Genomic DNA, 20,428 nt, shown 5'->3' on the forward strand with positions numbered 1-20,428 from the left:
CCTCTATTCTCTTTTCTACCGTTCTCTTCATGGTACTCTATCTCTAAATACTGATCATTTCTTACGTTGTTTCCTTGTAATTATTGGCAGGCAAGTAACTAGACTCTTCTAAGCTCTTACGGCAGCAAGTAAGATTTTAGAGAAGGTTTTTTTCGCCCCAAAAATTAATGGTTTAAAAAGAGATCTCTATTAAAAAGCTTTCCTTAAACTTTAAAAAATTCTAGTATCATCAGATATTTTTACAAAATCTATCGATTTTTTAATAGCCCTTCTAAAGCAATTTTCTCTAAAAAATATGAATAGGATAATGGTAATGAATGAAGTCGCCTTATATCTTCTCTCCATAGCAGATGGAGAGGATAAAACTTCCCCTTTTAAAAATCGCCTTAGAAAGAATTACCGTCATATTCGCAAATGGGCAAAACGCACGACTACGGATTGCTTTCGCATTTATGATTGTGAAATAAGACATTATCCTTTAGCGATCGATTTTTATGCAGGAAGGTTTTGTGTACATTATTTTTCTCGCACGAGAGAAGCTCCTGAACCTTCGGCTGAATTAAAGGAAGAAGTCGAACAAACCTTAAGCTCTCTTTTTGGTATGACCCCTGATTTGATCTATTGGCGCACACGCGTGCGGCGACAAAAATTGGAGCAATATGAAAAGAAGGGGAGCACTAAAGAGTATTTTATCGGGCATGAATATGGGGTGAAGTTTAAAATTAATCTTCGCGATTACCTGGATACAGGGCTTTTTCTAGATCATCGGGAGACTCGCCAAATAGTGGCGGCAGCCTGTCCAGGCAAAAGGGTTTTAAATCTCTTTGCCTATACTTGCGCTTTCAGTGTCCATGCGGCGATAGCTGGAGCAACTCTTACAAAAAGCGTGGATATGTCGAACACTTACACTGCCTGGGGAGCTGACAACTTCGAACTTAATGCTCTTTCATTGAAAAAGAATCCTATTATTCGTGAGGATTGCTTAAAATTTCTAAGCCACGAAAGCCGTACCGGCAATAAATACGACGTTATTATTATCGATCCTCCCACTATCTCGCGCTCGAAAAAAATGCTGGAAATGTTTGATATCCAAATCGATTATGTGGACCTATTGTCTAAAGCTATTAAACTTCTTTGCAAAAAAGGAGTAATATTTTTCAGCACTAATTCGCGCAACTTTGTTTTTGATAAAAGCCTTTTTAGCACTTGTTCGATTATCGACATCTCTGCTAAAACTTTGCCTTTAGATTTTCATGATCCTAAAATTCATCGTTGCTGGAAAATTACTCCTTTCTCTCCGTAAATAAACGCATATTTTTTGATCCATCTTTTTACTGTAATTTTCTCGACAAAAAGTAGTCCTAATTTTTAATTTACTAGGGGTAAAAAAACATTTTTTAACTTTTGAAAACGTTTTTATTGAGGCAAAAAGAGCCCTTCTATTTACATTCTTTGCCAGATTTCATAAACATGTCCTTGCTTAGCAGAGAAAAAGTGAGGTCTGTCTATCTCTGGAAAAGCAAAATTTGCCTTTAGGATATCATGGTCGAGTTCGAATATACCTTTAAAAGCTTTTTCGGCAAAAGGCCCCGAATGAGGAATTAAATCTATCTGGTAGGGTTGAAAATTAACATTAATGGATATTTTTCCCTTATCACTTTTAGGAAAGCCTCCTACATAGTTGGGAAAAGTTAAGTCACCCCAGGCTAATTTAAAATGTTCCACATCAGGGAAGCTATAGATAAAGTTCTCAAATATAGCGGAGGGTAACCAAAGACCATTAAGCTGGCAGCCTATCACTTTCCAATTTCCTTTCAATGCCTTGTCTATTTCAGGCTTATTAATTTTATTTGTGGTCATACAATTTCCTTATCTTGTTGAATTGCTATTTTTACCCAGCTGTTAAGGGCTTCGTTCATTTTTTGTAGAATTTGAAGGTTTTCTTTTATCCCATAGTTGGCTGCTAAATAAGTAGGATCTTTATAACCAATTTGAGTAAGGCCGTTATCGTCTTGCCATACAAGAATTTTTAGAGGCAGTTCTATCCCAATCGCAGGATTTTCTTGCATGAGTAAAGTGCCTGTTTTAGGGTCTCCAAAAATGAGCAGCTGTTCATAGGGTAACTTTAATCCTTTTTTTAAAGCTTCTCCTGCATGATCGATAGTTGCAAATAACGCAACATTTTTAACCTTAAAAAGGCTGATAAGCTTTTCGATTATTTTTAAAGGTGGTTCAGCACTAGAATAGGTGATAAAGGGATCGGAAGGGATGCTCATGATGAAAATCCTGGGTGCAGCCTAGATTGTAAAGTTAAGTTGAATATGACAAAATTAAATTTTAATTTAAAGTTTTTCTTAAGTGATGGGATAAAAGAAATTCATAAGTGTTAGAGCCCCTGCTTTTTACTCATGCTTATTTTATCTTACGTATAAGGCCTAGCTAGTGATAAAAGATGGGGAGAATAAGAAAAAAATAAAAAAATCATTTACATCTTTAAAGAAGGCGGCCTTATATCATGAATAATGTTTTACTTTTTTGAGCAGGTTCTTCGTACAATAGCTAGGAGGTAGCCATTTCTCCCTTTATTTTATATAAATACATTTGTGCTTTAGCTGGATTTGAAATAGGGTTAAGGGCATGAAGTTAAGAAAAGTAGGAGGTAGCGAAGCCTTTTTGAATTTATAGGTTTGTACAGGATATCAAAAAGTAATGAGTAAGGTAAGCGGTCACGGGGGTTGCCAATAATTTTCTGATAAATAAAATAATTTCTAGAGTTTATATTTACTTAATCATATATTGAGTAGTATGCAACCCTCATACGAGCAACTATTTAAAGAGAATGCAGAGCTAAGGGCTGAGATTATTCAGCTAAGAGCTGAAAATGCGCAGCTAAAAGCTTTAGTGAATAGACTAGAAAAGATAATCACCAAACTTGAAGCACGCATTGCCCAGCTGGAAGCACAGCTTAATCAGAATTCTAAGAACAGTTCTAAGCCACCATCGACTGATCAGAAAGCTAATCGTTCAATTACACCAAAAGCAGGAAATCGACCTTATCATCCTGGTGCTAGTCGTCAACTGCTACCTGCTAGTGCAGTTACCTCGCATGAAGTTCGTAGTATAAAAGTTTGCCCACATTGTCGCTCAGCTATGCAGGCGACTGATAAGGTTTTTTCATGGCAGCAGATCGAGCTTCCTGAAATTAAACCATTGGTGCATCAAATCGATTTAGTGACGAGCAGATGCCCTTGCTGCCATCTAGAAACACGGCCTGGACTTGAAGAGAATGAGCAATTCTTGCTTGGTCCTAGGCTTGAAGGCTTCATTAATCTGCTGATGGGACAATATCGTCAAGGGCACCGGGCCGTGCGCACCATGATTAGTGCTTTATTGCCTAACGTGGCTTTAAGCCAAGGTCTTATTTCTAAAGTTAAAGCTCGCACCGCTGCCTTACTTGTTTCGTCTTATGAAACACTCGTTAAAGCAGCTATTACTACACAGCAGCCTTTGCATTTAGATGCAACGAGCTGGCGTCATGCCGCTACTAACGAACATTTGCTAGTACTACGTGTAGGAAATGTGATTGCTTATGCATTAAGACCCTATCAAAATGGCGCTACTCTAAAGGCGCTAGTCGGCCAGCAGATTCATTGCTTAGTAAGTGATCGAGGTTTAGCTATCCATCAAATTAAGGTAAAGATCAAACAGTATTGTTTAGCTCATCTACTCCGTAATATACAAGGGCAAGCAGAACAGCCCAACATATCTTTAGAGGACACACAATGTTTAGGAAACCTATATGATGCCCTGCAAGAGCTTTTTAAAGATAAGCATCGCCTAGAAAAAGGACAAATTAGCCAGTCTACCTGGCAGCAGTATGGATATCTTAACTGGCGTTATATACAAGAAGAATTGCAAGAATTGCAGTGCTGGAGTAGCACCAAGAAATTGCGGAAGTTTTGCCACAAGCTTTTAAAGCAGATCAAATATTTCCGTGCTTACTTAACAGATCCTACTATTCCTATGACCAATAATGCTGCCGAAGAATCTTTAAGAAATCTAGTCATTGTACGTAAGTTATGTCTAGGTAGCCAGTCTATCTATGGCAAAAGGTGGAGGGAAGTGCTGCATAGCTGTATCGAAACTCTTTATCGACAAGGAAAGTCTATTCTAGATTTTCTAGCAGACGCTATCCATGCAGCTCGTACCAAGCAACCCATACCTTCTATTATCTAAAAAACCTTTTATATCCCGTGACCGCTTACTGAGTAAGCTTTTATCCGGATAAACTTCAGGTGGGGTAGGAAAGTAAAAGTGGGGAAATAAGGAGATGGGGAAAAAACTTATTTTTGGATAACCAATAAAGCATTATCGAAATGATTTAATTTTGAAGGAATGAGGATTACTTCTATATATTTTAATTGATACTCTTTTCTCAGGTAAGGGATAAGCTTTATAAAAGCTACTCTTGAATGAGCGGTAAGATCTTCAATAATATATATTCCTCCTTTTTTAAGTTTATGAATACTGTGTTGCAAAAAATTGAGATTAGCGTCAAATTCATGCAAACCATCCTCGATCATAATATCAAATTGAAGGCCATGTAAATCCTCATTGCTAAACAAATTGTGAATAGAGCTTTTCTGACGTTGGTCACAATAATAGGTTTTAATTGTTGGAGTCTGAAATAGAATTCTTTGATCTATATCGGCACCGAAAATGTGTGCTTGGGGAAAAAAAAGAGCCCATCCATGGAGCGAAGCTCCCGGGATGCCTTCTTTTCCCATATTGTAGGGAATATCTGCATAGTTAGTCCCAATTCCTAGCTCAAAAAGATTAATGTTATTATGCCTCCAAGGGCCGAATAATTTAGCATACAGAGTGGTGTAGTTGTGCCTTTTATCCCCTTTATCACTGCCATATGAAGTCATGATGGCACATAAGGTCGTCGAGGTTTTATATTCTTGATGAGACAAATACTCATTTACCCATTCTTCCGCGGGAATTTTTGTTAATTTATTCATTAGCTCCAAAGGTGATTTTTTTATGCGTAAAACGTAATTCTAACTTTAAAAGATCATAAAAATAATGTACCATAAAATTTTTGATTTTTTTAAGGGGGTCCTAAAATGTCTGTTCTTGTTTATCTGCATACAAAATGTTCTACCTGCCAGAAAGCTTTACACTTTTTAGATAAAGCCGATCTTTCTTATACAACAGTGGATATCGTGCAATCTCCTCCTTCTCTAGAGGAATTAAATAAAATGCTCGCTTATTATAAGGGAGATACAAAGAAGCTTTTTAATTCTTCTGGTAGGCTTTATAAAGAACTCCAATTGAGTCAAAAATTACCTTATATGCCTCAAAATGAAGCTTTATCCTTATTGCATGCACAAGGAATGCTTGTTAAGCGGCCTTTCTTATTAGGGGATGGCATAGGCTTAGTAGGCTTTCAGGAAGAGCATTGGAAGCATGTTTTTTTAAGGTAGCTTAAGCTTTTGTCCTGCCATCATGCATTTTAAGATAATTTATTAATTTTGCTCTTAACCTTATCCTTCTATCATCCTTAAAAATTTTCTTAGTAGGTAGATCCATTTTTGTCCATGGGTTAAGAAAGCTTTGAAAAAATCCTTGTTAGTTGCGCAAATATTGACTTTAGAGAGAGTAAGGCTTACCTCCTACCAAGTTATAGCTTCTTTCCCTCTATGAAAGAGGGATGTAGGCTTGTATCTTGATAAGGTTATTTGATGTTTTCTTTAAATAGGCTCTAGTTTATGAGCTATAAAAGCTATATCAAAATTTTTTGAGGGTCAAATATGCTTATTACGAAGCCAGGAGATGGTGTGATTGTGGGTACTTCCCATCGTTTAGAGTGGATGCTGCCCTGGTGGTGGGCACATTTTCGTCAGCATAATGAGCATCCAGTATTATTCGTAGATTACGGGGATATGTCTTTACAAGCAAAAAACTGGTGCCAACAGCGTGGGGAGTTGATAAAGCTAGAGTTAACCGATACATTTATGGCCAAAAAGGATCAGATAGACCCTATACAAGCTTGCCTATGGGAAAAAATGCAGCCTCAAGTATGGGACTTGCGTTTTACCTGGTATAAAAAACCTTTTGCTTTGTTATTGTCACCTTTTAAAAGAAGCCTATGGCTAGATCTAGATTGCCAGGTGCGGGGATCTTTGCAGCCTCTATTTGAAGGGTGTGAAAATGAAGCTGGCTTTGCTGCAGTGGCTGAACATGCACTTTCTCAAGAATTAAATCTACATAGAAAAATAATTACGCCTGGTCAAATCATGTACAACGCGGGAGTTCTAGCATTTGCTAGGCATTCTAAGATAATTAAAGATTGGGCAACCCTTGCCGTAAAGCAAAACCATTTGTTTTGTTCAGATCAGCAATTAATGGCCCATATTTTAAATTCGCACCAGGGTTCCTTTACCACGCTTCCTGCTATCTATAATTGGACAGCGGATCAAAAATTTTCTTCTGATGTAGTAATTTTACATCGGTGGGGCGATGAGGGGAAAAGAAATATTGCCAAAATAATGGAGATCTTAACCAGAGAGATGAATTTTAACTTTTCTTTCTAATAATCGATTGGGGGGCGTGGTTACCCTCATAACTTTTTCAAATAGAGAATAGGGATCTTTTTAAGAGCAAAATATCGTCTTTGCTAAGCCTTTTAAACGATAAAAAATAGTGGATTTTAGTTAAATCGAGGCTGGAATAGAAGTTTTTTTATACTGTTTCTTTTTCATTTAATGACTTTGCTCCACTTACTCAATTTTTTACTCTTTAAAAAGGTCCTATATCAATTTTAAGCAAGGATGAGGGCAAAAAAGAAAGCTTAGGTAAGCTTTATAGTTATAATGATTTTCCGATAAAAGCAAAGCTGCCTACCGTTCTAGAAAGCAGCAGCCAAAAGAAAACTTATTCTTTTTCTCTTGAAAGTTAGATTTTTTACTTAAACTCTATGACTCTTTTTTCCAAACATGAAGGTGTGAGGGATAATAATGACTAAGCACCTACGCATCTATCTAACTGTTTAGATCTTTAAAATTTAGGCAAGGAAGAAAAGTTTTTGAGATAGCTTCTCAGCAGAATTAATAGACAGATGGGTATCACCAAGTTACCGAACCATACTAAAATACCACTGTTATAAGGAGCTTTATTATGATCGAGATAGGAAGCCATGTGTATGCAAAAATTACCCATCAAAAAAATAGTAGAGCTTAACACTGTGGCCACCCAAAATAAACCACGAAAATAGAGGGATAGGATCCCTAAGAACCCAAAAGCTAGATCAGCTACACCTACTTCCAATTGAAAAGGACTGCCAGGCGGCCATCCAATTAAAGCTGCAATCTGGTCAGACTTGAAAATATGCCCACTAAAAGCAATAAGTTCCATTATTCCAATATTAAAAAAGAGGAGATAAGAAAGTAAAATCTCCCGAAGCTCAGCTTGTTTAATTAATCTCTTATGGATAAGGGTAAAGACTAGTGCCATTCCAAAAAGTATAAAACCGATCATTTAAGGTCCTTAAGCAAGTAAAAATCAAAAGCCATCTTTAATTTTAATTGATTGGCAAGATTTCTATTCTTTTTGCTCGTTGTAAAATTTTCCTTTCTATAGCTCCTTAAAGCCGTTCTTCTTTTCACGCTAAATTTCTTTCTCCTCGCTTTCTAAAAAAGAGGCTTTGCTAATCTAGGCATACCATATTTTTTTAGAATATCCAAGTAAAAGTAGAAAAAGTTGCTTTTCTTCTCTTTTTGTTTTATCTATAAAATAAAAAGAGGTGCGGGTACTAGAGGAAGCTCTATTCTCCTTACCCAAAAACATAAAATTTTTTTATCTAAATTAAGTTTTCATGTTAAATCCCATCAAAAATGACAAATTAAGCCTTTTGATAGCCTATAGATTAGGATTAGCTTAGACGAGTAATTGCTGAGATGGAATCCTCCATAACATTTAGGCGGGTTGAAAGTTAATGGTCAAATCCATGCTGTTTCCTAGCCTGCGCTTAGTCTAGGCTCTCAACCATACAAATATTTTTAGATGCTTGCTGAAATTATTATAAAAAACTATTGGAGTTGAATATATGAAAAATTTTCTTTTGTTTACCTCGCTTTTTTTACTGATACTTTGCCAAGGGTTCGCGAGCGAGGAAATTACAGGTTTTTGGAAAACCATCAATGAGAAAACCGGCCGGGCAGAAAGCACCATAGCTATCTATGAATATCAAGGGAAATATTATGGACGTATTGTGGCCACCTTTGATGAGCAAGGTGAAATCGCCGATACTATAGATCATCCTCATGACAGAGCCCCAGGGGTCTTGGGTAATCCTTATTATGCAGGCTTAGATATCATTTGGAATCTGCAACAAAAAGGTAACAGATATACCAATGGAAAAATTTTAGATCCTGAAAAGGGCAGAGTGTATGGAGCTGAACTATGGCGTCAAAACGATAAGCTAGTGGTGCGGGGAAAATTGCTATGTTTTGGTAGAAATCAAATATGGTTGTCTCTTAATGAAGATGAGCTAAGGGAGCTGTTCCCGCAAGCTGGCTTGCCTGCCTTTATACCTAACATTCCTAAAGTAAAATAGGCTATCTGCACTTTTTTATAAGTAGCTAAAGAAAATTCTTTAGCTACTCCTCTTTTAATGAATCAATTCTTAAAAAAATTCTTTTTCTTTAATTAAAATCTGGCATTCATGGCGCGCATGAGCCCAAACATATCGCGCGCCATAAATTTTTTATTGGTAAAAAGAAGATGGCTGCTTTCGTAATAGGGCTTATATTTTTGCCAATATTTTCTTTTGCCATCGAGCTTGAACATCCAATTAGCACCTTTAAAAGCCGTTTTGGTAAACCAATTAGAAAAAGCACTTAAGCCGGTTATTCGATCAATTTTATCTAAGGGAACCATACCAAAGGTAAGATAGTGACAATTTTCCTTACGTAACTGTTCTAGTATGGAGATGACAAGGAGCTCAGTGGTTCCTCCTGAAGCCTCTGGCGTGGCCATTAAGAGATTGATGACCCAGCCACCTCTTGCTTCTAATTGATTTAACATGCATTGCCCCACTAAACGGTTTCCTTTAATAGCATAAAACCATCTTTTTCCTGAGCGATTATTAAATAGATGAATATTTGAAAGATAGATTTGAGGCCCTTTCCTGCCCTTTAGCCAAGTTTGCTTAGCTTGTTCCATGGCTTGTTCTAGTTCTGCTTGTGGTGAGGTGTATTCATGAATAGACGTTCCTTCAGTTAAGGCATGCTTAACTTTTTTGCGTAACATCCTTGCATCTCGTCCTGCTGTAGGATCAAGATGAGGATCTACAAAAAAGTCATGTCCCACTTCAATCAGTGCGCCATTATAATGCCGTACCCCCCAATCTCCAAATTCTTGGGAAACTTGAGTATAAACGATATTTTTTTTATGGTTTTTGCAATGCTCTTCAAATTCTAGAGCTAATGAAATTTTTAAAGCAGGATCGCATACAGGCTCACCGAACACAAAAGCGGCACCTGCGGCAAGGCGATAACCAATAAGTCCTTCAGCATAGCGAGAGGTAAAGATTTGGCAGCGCGGATCAAGTAAAGCGATAGAAGGGGAGCCTCCCCAACGTGTGACGTAATCCGCTATTTCCGGGCTGCTAAGTTTTTGTTGAGATGGTAATTCTTGAAGCTGCATTTTTCTTATCCTTGGCTTTTTTTTGCCAACCTAAATTTTAAGAAAGAAATTGTCAATGTAATATTTTAGTTGGGTAAAAGAAGTTTGTATCAAATTGAAGTGTCAAGAATTTTTAGAAATTTTAAAAAGAGAGTTAGAATGCGTGAAAGCTATCTGGAGATTGGGAGCAACGAAGCATGGAAGTAATAAACCCAAATTTTAGCTTTTAATACAAAAGGAGGAAAGTTTTGCAAGTCTTCCACATTTATAAGCTTCTTTTTTTTGTAAATCTTACTGAAGGCTAATGGAGATATTGGCTCCATGAGTTGCCATCCCACAAGATTACTAAATTATTGTTAAGATGAAGGCTTACTTTAGCAATTTGTAAGCAGTCAAGGGGGGGGGATATCAATTATTTTCTGATAAGTAGAACAATTTCTAGAGTTTATGTTTACTTAATCATATATTGAATAGTATGCAGCCATCATACGAGTAGCTATTTACAGAGAATGCGCAGCTTCGAGCTGAAAATACTCAGCTAAAAACCATGATGAATAGATTAGAAAAGGTAATCACCAAGCTTGAAGCGCGCGTTGCTCAGTTGGAAGAACAGGTTAATCAAAGTTCTAAAAATAGTTCCAAGCCACCATCGACGCCTTAAAAAGCTAATCGTTCATCATTACCTACAGCATAAAATCGATCTTATCGTCCTGGCGGGCGCTAGACGTCAACTGCTACCTACTAATGCGATTACATCGCATGAAGTTCGTAGTGTAAACTTTGTCGATGTTGCCGCTTTGCTAGGTATGCAATTGATAAGGTTTTTTCATGGCAGCAGATCGAACTTCCTGAAATTAAACCTTTGGTGCATCAAATAGATTTAGTAACGAGCAGATGCCTTTGCTGCCATCTAGAAACATGGCCTGAACTTAAAGAAAATGAGCAATTCTTGCTCGGCCCTAGGCTGGAAGCCTTTATTAATCTGCTGATGGGCCAACGCCCAAGGTCATCATGCGGCACGCACCATGATTAGTGCCTTGTTGCCTAACATAGCTTTAAGCTAAGGCCTTATTTCTAAAGTTAAAGCTCGCACCACTGCCTTACTTTTTTCGTTTTATGAAACACTCGTTAAAGCAGCTATTACTACAAAGTAGCCTTTGCATCTAAAGGCAACGAGCTGGCGTCACACCGCCACTCATAAACATTTGCTACTACTACGTATAGGAAATGTGATTGCTTATGCATTAAGACCTTATCAAAATGGCGCTACTCTAAAAATATTAGTCGGCCAGGGAATTCATGCTTAGTGAGTGATCAAGGCTAAAGCTATTCATCAAATTAAGGTAAAGATCAAACAATATTGCTTAGCTCATCTGCTCTGTAACATATAAGGGCAAGCAGAACAATTCAACATATCTTTAGATGATGTGCAGCGTTTAGGAAACCTATATGATGCTTTGCAAGAGCTTTTTTAAAGATAGACATCGTTTAGAAAAAGGACAATTAGCCAATCTACTTGGCAGCAGAATGGCTATCTTAATTGGCGTTATATACAAGAAGAATTACAAGCATTGCAGTGCTGGAGTAGTACTAAAAAGCTGCGGAAGTTTTGCCACAAGCTTTTAAAGCAGATCAAACATTTCCGTGCTTACTTGAGATCCTGCTATTTTTATGATCAATAATGCTGCCGAAGAATCTTTAAGAAATCTAGTCATTTCTCGTAAGTTATGCCTAGGCAGCCAGTCTATCTAGGGCAAAAGATGGAGGGAGGTGCTGCATAGCTGTATCTAAGCCCTTTATTGACAAGGAAAATCTATTCTAGATTTCCTAGCAGATGCTATCCATGCCGCTTGTACCAAGCAACCTATTCCTTTAATTGCTTTACATAAGTTTATAAAGATATGCCTTATAATAAGCTTTTTTTTGCTTATATTGTTTTCATTTTTAAAGAAATTTCGTACGTAATAGTGGTTAAAGATATAAAGAGCCTTTTATTAAATTCAAATAAGAAGAATAATTGAAGACAAGAAAAGGTTTGGAAAGGAGGAAACCATGTTTGTAGCTTCTTATCATACAATTAAGGAATTAAATGCTCTGTCAAAAAAGAAAGCCTATGCTAGTTATAGCTTTAAATTAAGAGCAGTAGCCATGGCGATGGAAGGCGAGAGTGCTTCTCAGATAGGAGAAACTCTAGGTTATTGTACAAGTGCTATTCAGAAATGGATAAGAAGATACAATCATCACAGCTTAGAAGGATTAATAGATAGAAGGCCTATAATAACTGGAAGAAAAAGAGCGTTAACACCTGAGCAAGAGAAAGCCTTTTTAGACCGGGTAGAAAAAGGGCCTGGGACTGGCGAGCTGCTCAAGATATTTCACTTAAGCGACCTTCAATTCATCCTAAAAAAAGAGTTTGGTAAAAACTTAACTTTGCCTGGTGTATGGGGAATTTTACGTCGCTTTAGCTGTACGCCCTTGACCTGTCGCCTTCAGCGTTATAAAGCCAATCCTAAGGAACAAAAAAAACTTAAAAAAAGTCGAAAGTCACCCATGCATTAAAGAATCAATCTTCTAAGCTAAAGATCTAAAGGTAGTAGAAGGTTGCATTAAGCTTAGTAGAATAACAATGTACCTAATATTCACCCTTTCTCGCTATTTTCCCATAACCTTTAAGCTTAATCACTCAAAAAACTTATGGTCTTATTTGCTTAGTCACTTTTAATCTAATCGTTCCTACCAGCGTTACACTGAGTTAGAAAAGCAGGCTGTAACTCATTAAAAAATATTTGGTTAAACGAAAAGAGAATAGATAACTTACAAACTGTCTTCTACATCAATTGCGTAAGAAGTTGATTAAAAGTAAGTTGAAAATTTTTTTTATCCCCATATCAACACGAATTTTTTGTTGACAATTTGTTGGGAGGAAGCTGAATATTAATTTATGAAATCAAAGAGATAGATCATGAAAATACTTCAGGCTATCCTAGCAAGTGACTTTAATCATGTGAGCTATTCTATAGAGTCACTTGCTAAAAATTTACTTGATAAGCTTGCTTTCTTCCTAGCGAAAAGAAAGAAAGCATTGTTTACACTATTTCTTATAAACCATTTCTCTCTTTTTATAGATAAGAAAAAAAATAGCAAAGTATCTTGCTTTTCTTATAGCCAGAACGAAAATAAAGCTTTCTACCATTTTCCTTATTGTTTTTGCTTTTCTAAATTTTATTTTATTTGGAAAGTAATAAATTATTATTTTCCTCTTAAAACTTCTCTATTTGCTCAGACAGTTTTTATCCTAACTAGGAGCATATTTCATGCTTTTCTAAAGTTTATGTCTAAGCTAAAGTTGTTAAAAAGAAGAGCTGTAAGGTTAATTAGGCAAAGTACTTATTTGTCTACATGCTTTTACCTTATCATCTTGCGGCCTCCAAAAAATAAAAAAATTATACAAGGCGTATGTGTGTTTAAAAATAGACACTATAATACTGCCTAGGAGAAAAAAAGTTACAAAAAGGGGTAGCATATGACAATTAATCAAAATTATTTAATAAGCCAAAATAGCTTTTACCCCACCTCTGTAGGTAAAATGCTAGCTAAGGAAACTACTTCTAGGAGCAAAGCAGCACTTGAATTCGAAAAAGTGGCTTTAGTGGGCAAGCTAGCAAAAAGCAGTTTAGATACTCCAACTGCAGGTAGGAAAAATAAGATAAAGGGGGGAAATTATATTCAAAGATTGCCGGCAACTAATGGTCAGATAGTTGAATTTACTTATGGTGATAAGAAGAACACCGTTATGGCTTGCATTTTACCTGTTAGGGGTGAGCCTATTTATATTCATCCTAAAAACTTACCTAAAGACCTAATAATTATCCAGAGTGTCGAAACATTTTTTAGCTTTTTTAAAAATGTAAGCGTAAGAATTGTTGCGCTAAACAAAGGTGAATATAAGCTTTATGTTAGCGGTAAACTATTAGGAGGTATGTTAGTTGATTCTGAAGAGACAAGCTCTCCAAATTCTTATCAAAAAGCTTTAAGGGAATTCACCGAGCACCTTTTAGATTTAGCCAATCCTCTTCTCTTAAAAGATATAATAGACAAATTGACGCAAATTTCCCAAGATGTCATAGATTCCAATGAAGGCATAGAAAATCATTTTTCCGAACTGTGTTTACCTCCTGATACGCTGGCTTGCTGGAAAAAATATAATGAAGAAATAATAAATTGGTCCGCCTCAAAACTAGATGAGAAGGAGATTGAGGTAATCGTTCAACATGTCAGAAATGATCTAAGCCAATTAGCTAATCAAAAAAGAGAGAGTGAATATACTCTTTGGGAGCCTTTAGATGTTTTATTTAAACTTCCCGAAATTAGAAAACTGCCAAATGATAACGTTAAGAATATTATCAAGTGTATTAACCAGAGAAATGTGGAAAGGTTACGAAATTGTGTCCTTAGCATGTTGAAGAGTAATCGTGTAACAGAAAGCTTTATTAACGATAAATTAGGAAAAGAGACTATATACACGAACATTAAAATGCTTTTAAGCCAAATAATCGAGAAAAAACCTCCACCAGAGGGGATTGTAGCCAATTGGGATCAAAGGTCTGACTTCTTTGTTAATAAAACTCTTAATTTGGCTAATCCGGAAACAGGAGAGCTTTATACCGGAAGCATTGTAAAATGCTTGCGGAAAGAAAGTGACAATAGCCTTATTTTTTATTTGCACGATCAGTCTGAAATTCACATTGCATCCAATACTCATGCAGTAACAATAATAGAAAATCACTATCATAAATTGTGGTCAGCTATACACAATAACCTTTTAACAAGCCAAGAAACTTTTGAAGTCGAGCTTACACAGGAACAACAAGAAAAAATTAACCTCCAGCCAGGGGTTTATTCCATAAGCTTTCCCAAGTATAGTAATGGCAGTGCTTCATCTTCAGGTAGCTCTAGCAGGATGGAGCTAAGCGATGGAAAAACAAAGGAAAAGAAATATGTTCTTAGTGCTTATTATGAAAAAGATAGTGTCTCTAAAATTGAAATCCAGGAGTTGAAGCGACGGAAGAAAAAATATATCCAGTCGAATACCTATACATGTACACCGTCAGAGTTAAATGGAATGTATGCTGTGAGAAGAAGGGTACAAAAAACTATCTCAGGCATTAATTTAACGAACGCTGATAAGCAGGTTCGTATTAAAGATGAAAAAGATGAAAATAAGCTTAGATTATTTCATCTTAATCAATTAAAAAAACAAACCGATGACCTTCAAACAAAGCTGGTGCAGCAACCTGATCTTTTAGAGCTACTGATCGACAATTTAATCTCACATCAACTTACTGAAGTTGATTGGGAGCTGCTGGCTTCCCAAAAACAAGATTTAGCTGAGCATTTAACGAATATATCTGAAAAATATTCTCAACATTTAAAAATAGCCTATCCGAAAGAAGATATTTTGAAGGAATTAGTAAAAGAAGCCCATTATGCATCTTTTATAGGCAAAAAGGAAAGTTTAAACGTCTCTAAAGCCCTGGAATTATTACGGGAAGCATATCAGCCCATTGATAAGATAAAAGATAAAGAGGTCATCTTCTTCGTAGGTAACACAGGCTCGGGCAAAAGTACGGCGATTAGCTATTTTTTGAGTGTCGCGAGCAAATCCTTTTCTAACGATGCTGATGATAAGGTGTTGCGTGAGGAAGAGAACGAAGAAGCTGAAGAAAAATATCCTACCCTTGGGCATGCTTTAGGTGAGCCTAAAGCTCTTTATAATCAAGTTTATGCAGTTCCTGATTCTTTTTCCCTTGTACTTGCTGATTGTCCCAGATTCAATAATACGCGAGGAGAAGACCATGAGATTCTCGCTAATCTAAGCATTGATCTGGCAGTGCAAGAAGCCAAGCAGGTTAAAGCCATTGTGTTAGTAGTGTCCATCCATGCTTTTTTAGCAGATCGAGCTAATGCAATTATTGACCTTATTGATACAGTCAAAGAAAGGTTTCCTGGTCTTTTTAACCCAGATAAGCTTCAAGATAATCCTAGCGTCTATTTATTGATTACTAAACAAGAGCAAGTGGTTCCAGAAATAGTGGATAAACTTAAAGATGGCACTCGAATTAAAGAACTCCTTAAGGAAACCCCTATGAGAGGTAATATCTGGGAAGTGATCAATCACATGCAAGAGAACAGCCAAGTGGACTTTATCGATATAAATGATGCGTATGAGACAAAAAAAATTTTGGAAAAATATGAGCAAACCTCTCCATGTATTGCTAAAGATCAATATGTGCCCGCCATGCAAAGGAGAGACATGCAGATAAAATTTGGCAAATGTATTAAAGTGTCTATCGATACTTGGGCTAACCGCATCTTTAAGCCCTACTTGCAAATACTTCCTGAATCCATCCAATCTTCAAAAAATGAAATTAGAGAAAAAGAGAAATGCTTAGAAGAGCTTGAAGGGAAAATAGAACATCAGCTAACCACAACAGTTCCATGGTTTGCGCTCAAGCAAATGATAAATTATCTCGTTAAATGGCAAGCTCTCTCTCCAGAGCAACTCCTAGATAAGTATATTAGCAGATACTCTTCCAATGTTTCATCGGATATAGAAAAGATTCCAAGTTGCCAGGAAAAAAAGGAGCTAATAAATACGCCCCTGGATATGAAAAAGTTAAAAGATTTATCTGAAAATTTATCTGACTTAGAAAATAAAGATTCAAATTGTGAGGGAAAAAAGGAGCTACAAGATGCGATCCAAAATTTAAAAAATTTAATAAATTTAAAAGAGATAAAAGATAAAAAGGAGGCTATCAAAAGGAAGAAAGAAGAAGAAGAAAAGAAACTTCAAGAGACCGAAAAAAGAAAAAGAAACCTTGCTATCATCATTCAAACTCACAAAGAGATCGCTAAACTTTTAAGAGATTTTTCAGGACTCGGTGTCGGCCAGCCTACTGGAAAAGAGAGAAGCAACCAGAGAAACGAAGTGGCAGAGGCATGTCAAAAGTTTATAAAAATTTATGATGAAAATATTAAAGAATTAGAAAAACAATGCTGCGAAGATCTAAAACTTGCTCAATAAATAAAATGCAAAAGTTTAAGGAGGATTAAGTATGCAAATCATTAATTTTAATGCATTACCTGACAAGGCTGTCCTGCCCATTTTTTACGGACCTAACAATATCACCCCTTCCACCGCTAATATCATTACCAATATTGGCTCGGCTTCTTTAGTTGATTCTAACGGCGTATGTGTTAACACGTATGAGTCTTTGCTTAATGATAAGAAAATTGAGGTATTATACAATAAGCAGACTGGCCTGTCTGCTATTATTCATTTTTTAGATTCTCCAGGCAATGTAGTAAGTAAAAGTTTGTCGCTTCCTTTAAAAGGTATGCCATCAGAATTAATTATTCAGAAGGATGTTAGCCAAATTAAGCGCTTTTTTGAAAATACACACTTAATTGCAGAAAAAGGTGTGGAAGGAAAATATACGCATGTATCAGTCCATATTAGTGGCAAGGGAGGAGGGAACGGAAAGATCCCCTTCCAACCGGGCCTTGCTTTAGGCTGCGTCGTTAGGGGTGAGACTTTGATAAAAATGGAAGAGTATGCGCAAAAAATGGCAAACGAGGAAAGTATTATAGAACAAATCAAGTCTGCTGAACAAAGAATTGACATGTTAGATGCTAAAATCAAAGCTAGAAAGGAGGTAAAAGGCCGAGGTGAAGTTACAAAAGCTCTTAATAACTGTTGGGAAGAACAAATAACGGCGGCAGAAAATCTTATAGATACACTAAGTAAAAAGCTGGCAGAGAGAAAAGATGGCGAGATACCTGCTTTTGAGAATTTTTATCAAACACTTGATTTATCACCTATTGATATGGCTAGATCTCAAATGGAAGTTCTACCGCGAGGCTTTGACAGCCTTCACTATAGTTCTCAATATATTAATATGGAGCAAGAACTTTCTGAGATTCATGATAGAATTGCTCATAGCTCTATTGCTAGCAGCATCTCAGCAAATGGAGGATGGTTGATGTTGGGTGGTAGCGCTTCCCTTTCTGGGGCTAGTGCAACTTCAGAACGCTTGGCTCAAATCAAAAAGGAAGGTATAGCTGAAGGGGTATTAGTGATCAACGCTGTGGCTACCAGTCGCCATGTCCGCTGTTTTACTGATCTCCAGTATAGTAAAAGAAAGTTGCAAGCTCTTCTGAATGCTATGAATAAAAACAATAATGATGAGCTTAAGAAATATGGAATTTCACAGAGAACGGATGGTACAAAGGAAATTTATTTATTAACAGAAGCGGTATTAGGTGGCTCATTCACCGCTCTTGTGACTTTCTCAAATGAATCAAAAATGAATAGAAAATTGGGTGAAAATATCCATGAGCATAGCATCAATACTGCAGCAAAAGGTGGAGGAAATTTCGTAGATTGGGGAGTATCGCTAGGCAGTTCCAATGCCATCCAATATGGAATCCAAGCAGAAAATGATATATTAAGAAGCATAGTAGGCACAAAGGTATCTATCGAAATTATTTCGCAAGGTGCTATGCCTATTTTTGTAGGTGAGATTGTAGAACGTGAGATTATGAAACATGTGGATCTCAATCCTTCGAAATTTGAACTGAGCAAAAAAGATGAAGAAGAGGCAGAAATAATGGCTACTGGTAAGGAAAAAGAAAAAGCCATAGCTGTCTTACAGCGTCGGATGAAAATGGAAAATGCGCAGGTTGCAGTGATGAGTACTTATCGCGGATTAACTTCCTCAAAAGAGAAACAAAATGTTCATTCTACCCAGAGTGTGATGGAAGCTTACGAGAATTTTGTTACCCAAATGACCACTGATCGTGACTGTGGAATACCTATTGGGTTTAACTATCAGATATTAACCCAGAAAGAAATTGAAGAGATATTAGAGGAACTCAGCCCTTCCTTTAAGGATGCAGAGCAAAGCAAGCCAAGCGTAAGCCAAGCAGCGCGGAAACCTGAAAAAGATACAAAAGGAAAGCAATATGAAGGCCAGGCTTCTCAAAAACCCACACAAACTAAATAAATTTTAATCTTTCTGGCGGCCAACTTGGCCGCATTAAATCCACTTAAAATTTTAAAAACTAAGGGAGCCCTATATGAGTGCTATCATAAGTCAAAGAGATGTACTGCCTATGCACTTAGGCTACGCACTGGGAAGCATTATTAAAAAAAGTGATTTTTTATTACCTCTGAAGAATAAAGTCCGTTTAAACTTAGAGGAAGAGCTTGAGAAGGCAAATATCGAAAAAGTTAAGGTGACAAATTCTCCCTCTGAGACAGAAACTATTAAAAATGAGAAACAAACAAACTTAAACATTTTAAACGCTAAGATAAATAAAATTAAGAAAGACTATAATGAGGTATGCAGCAATATAAGTAAGCTGTATGAGTCCCGAAACTTCTTTTCTACTGAAGAAATGCTTCCTATTGATCCCCATTATTCCAAAGTCAAAATTGTTGCCGATCGTTCTTTCTTTTCAGAAAAAATGTCCCATCTTGTTTTTAAAAAGACGGATACTACAGGTACAGATTTGCATAAAAAGATAGAGAGGTTTGTTTCTCAACTGTTTTCTCAAGATGCTCCATCCAGTCTTCTCTCCTCTGGTATGCTTGGGACTGTAACGAATAGTATAGAAAATATGCTAGAGACAGAAAGCCAAATCTATTTAGTAGGCTCTTTTATTACCCTGCCTCACGTCCGAGTTATGGATCCTATCGTACTTAGAAGAAATGCTACGATTAGCAATACGCTAAAAGAACAAGCCAGGGAATATTATGTGTTAGCTGAGGCTGTCTTAGGAGCGGTCTTTTTAGGTTGCGGAAAATATATAACCGGAAGTGGACAGGGTGATAAGGAAGGGGTTGAAAAGCCTGAATCCTTAATGTCCAAGGTCTCTATGATTTCTTATATTAGTCAAGGAGCTATTCCTCGACCTGGTAAAGATGCGGAAGATATAAATATGTGGAATGTATATGCACAATGGAAACAAGTACTACTAGAGGATCCTTTAAGTGGATATCCTATTGGATTTAAAGTTAGAGAACTGCAAGATGTATTTAGTGAAAATAAAATTTCTGTAATTAGAAAAGGGGAAGCCGATACAGGTAGCTAGTTTTTTTTGTTAAGCAAGCGCCCCTCTAAGTCTATTGACAGGCTAAATGCGGGTAATGCTTTTTTTTCAAAAGAGGATAGGAGCATGTCTGCGAAGGATAAAGTCCTTAAATGTGTTCCAGGCAATGCTTGAACTGACAGAGAAGGACTAACTGGCAGGTGGATTAAGACTGCCAGTTTTAACATATTTCGGTAGCTAGGCCCTTACTATCCAAAAATGCTTGCAGGTGTGTTTTGCCAAAGTAAAACTGTCATATATGCGTTCTACTATTATCCAACTCTTTTCTTTGTCTTCTGGCCTTTCCTCAAGACTTATCAGCACTTTCTTTCTTTAATCTGTCGCTTTTTACCTAAATTCATTTTGGCCAATTTACCCAAGCGAGTATACGCTCTACAACCCATCACCTTCACTAAACAAGAATTTGTTGCTTAGTGCTTAAGTTTGCACAGCCTTCAACTAGATGACTTTAATGATCCGACTTACTTTAACAAAGGGTAGAATAATTTGTAGCTGCATGACACTTTTGTCTTTTAAATTGCTGGGTGACCCTTTTTGGGGATGAGCTAAATCACCATAAATGAGC

Annotated in this window: 16 protein-coding genes and 1 pseudogene; 12 read left to right on the top strand and 5 right to left on the bottom strand. The window is 36.7% G+C overall.

The window, feature by feature from the left end; all coding sequences use genetic code 11:
• Positions 1–313 precede the first annotated feature (313 nt).
• Entirely contained in the window at positions 314–1,303 is a 990-nt protein-coding gene (locus NEOC65_RS05010; protein ID WP_213155962.1) for a class I SAM-dependent methyltransferase, read from the top strand.
• A 140-nt stretch (positions 1,304–1,443) separates the two neighbouring features.
• On the opposite strand, the gene NEOC65_RS05015 is transcribed toward NEOC65_RS05010, so the two are convergent.
• Together NEOC65_RS05015 and NEOC65_RS05020 are read right to left on the bottom strand one after the other, a co-directional pair.
• A complete protein-coding gene (locus tag NEOC65_RS05015; protein ID WP_213155963.1) occupies positions 1,444–1,860 on the bottom strand; it encodes a hypothetical protein in 417 nt (138 codons plus the stop codon).
• The gene (locus NEOC65_RS05020) at positions 1,857–2,276 is read right to left on the bottom strand and encodes a DUF302 domain-containing protein (RefSeq protein ID WP_213155964.1); all 420 of its coding nucleotides are present in this window, start codon (positions 2,274–2,276) and stop codon (positions 1,857–1,859) included. Before NEOC65_RS05020 ends, NEOC65_RS05015 begins: the two co-directional genes overlap by 4 nt.
• Before the next feature lie 529 nt (positions 2,277–2,805).
• Here NEOC65_RS05020 and NEOC65_RS05025 point away from each other — a divergent pair.
• The gene (locus tag NEOC65_RS05025; protein WP_213155965.1) at positions 2,806–4,236 is read left to right on the top strand and encodes an IS66 family transposase; all 1,431 of its coding nucleotides are present in this window, start codon (positions 2,806–2,808) and stop codon (positions 4,234–4,236) included.
• Between the two features lie 107 nt (positions 4,237–4,343).
• Here the strand turns inward: NEOC65_RS05025 and NEOC65_RS05030 are convergent, their stop codons facing one another.
• A complete protein-coding gene (locus tag NEOC65_RS05030; RefSeq protein WP_213155966.1) occupies positions 4,344–5,024 on the bottom strand; it encodes a hypothetical protein in 681 nt (226 codons plus the stop codon).
• Between the two features lie 105 nt (positions 5,025–5,129).
• Between NEOC65_RS05030 and NEOC65_RS05035 the strand changes: the two genes are divergently transcribed.
• A complete protein-coding gene (locus NEOC65_RS05035) occupies positions 5,130–5,489 on the top strand; it encodes a Spx/MgsR family RNA polymerase-binding regulatory protein (RefSeq protein WP_213155967.1) in 360 nt (119 codons plus the stop codon).
• A gap of 327 nt (positions 5,490–5,816) precedes the next feature.
• On the top strand, positions 5,817–6,599 hold the full coding sequence (locus NEOC65_RS05040; protein WP_213155968.1) for a glycosyltransferase family protein: 783 nt from the start codon (positions 5,817–5,819) through the stop codon (positions 6,597–6,599).
• Positions 6,600–7,062: 463 nt separating this feature from the next.
• On the opposite strand, the gene NEOC65_RS05045 is transcribed toward NEOC65_RS05040, so the two are convergent.
• The gene (locus NEOC65_RS05045) at positions 7,063–7,542 is read right to left on the bottom strand and encodes a DUF6790 family protein (protein ID WP_213155969.1); all 480 of its coding nucleotides are present in this window, start codon (positions 7,540–7,542) and stop codon (positions 7,063–7,065) included.
• 568 nt (positions 7,543–8,110) lie between these two features.
• On the opposite strand from NEOC65_RS05045, the gene NEOC65_RS05050 reads away from it, so the two are divergent.
• Entirely contained in the window at positions 8,111–8,620 is a 510-nt protein-coding gene (locus tag NEOC65_RS05050) for a DUF2147 domain-containing protein (RefSeq protein WP_213151755.1), read from the top strand.
• A gap of 92 nt (positions 8,621–8,712) precedes the next feature.
• Here the strand turns inward: NEOC65_RS05050 and NEOC65_RS05055 are convergent, their stop codons facing one another.
• A complete protein-coding gene (locus NEOC65_RS05055) occupies positions 8,713–9,711 on the bottom strand; it encodes a phosphatidylglycerol lysyltransferase domain-containing protein (protein ID WP_213151757.1) in 999 nt (332 codons plus the stop codon).
• Positions 9,712–10,213: 502 nt separating this feature from the next.
• Between NEOC65_RS05055 and NEOC65_RS09585 the strand changes: the two are divergent.
• From NEOC65_RS09585 to NEOC65_RS05085, 7 genes and pseudogenes are all read left to right on the top strand, one after another.
• A pseudogene (locus tag NEOC65_RS09585) lies at positions 10,214–10,351 on the top strand (DUF6444 domain-containing protein); the annotation flags it as partial.
• 496 nt (positions 10,352–10,847) lie between these two features.
• On the top strand, positions 10,848–10,997 hold the full coding sequence (locus tag NEOC65_RS05060; RefSeq protein WP_213151759.1) for a hypothetical protein: 150 nt from the start codon (positions 10,848–10,850) through the stop codon (positions 10,995–10,997).
• Positions 10,998–11,139: 142 nt separating this feature from the next.
• Positions 11,140–11,316: a hypothetical protein gene (locus tag NEOC65_RS05065; RefSeq protein ID WP_213151761.1), complete on the top strand. Its 177-nt coding sequence runs from the start codon at positions 11,140–11,142 to the stop codon at positions 11,314–11,316.
• A gap of 426 nt (positions 11,317–11,742) precedes the next feature.
• Entirely contained in the window at positions 11,743–12,249 is a 507-nt protein-coding gene (locus NEOC65_RS05070) for a helix-turn-helix domain-containing protein (RefSeq protein WP_213151764.1), read from the top strand.
• Between the two features lie 964 nt (positions 12,250–13,213).
• Positions 13,214–16,774: a hypothetical protein gene (locus tag NEOC65_RS05075; RefSeq protein WP_213155970.1), complete on the top strand. Its 3,561-nt coding sequence runs from the start codon at positions 13,214–13,216 to the stop codon at positions 16,772–16,774.
• A 31-nt stretch (positions 16,775–16,805) separates the two neighbouring features.
• The gene (locus NEOC65_RS05080; RefSeq protein ID WP_213155971.1) at positions 16,806–18,755 is read left to right on the top strand and encodes a hypothetical protein; all 1,950 of its coding nucleotides are present in this window, start codon (positions 16,806–16,808) and stop codon (positions 18,753–18,755) included.
• 73 nt (positions 18,756–18,828) lie between these two features.
• Positions 18,829–19,845, top strand: coding sequence for a hypothetical protein (locus tag NEOC65_RS05085; protein ID WP_213151774.1), 1,017 nt, complete (start codon positions 18,829–18,831; stop codon positions 19,843–19,845).
• Positions 19,846–20,428: the final 583 nt, after the last annotated feature.

The sequence above is a fragment of the Neochlamydia sp. AcF65 genome (assembly GCF_018342435.1).
Lineage (GTDB): Bacteria > Chlamydiota > Chlamydiia > Chlamydiales > Parachlamydiaceae > Neochlamydia.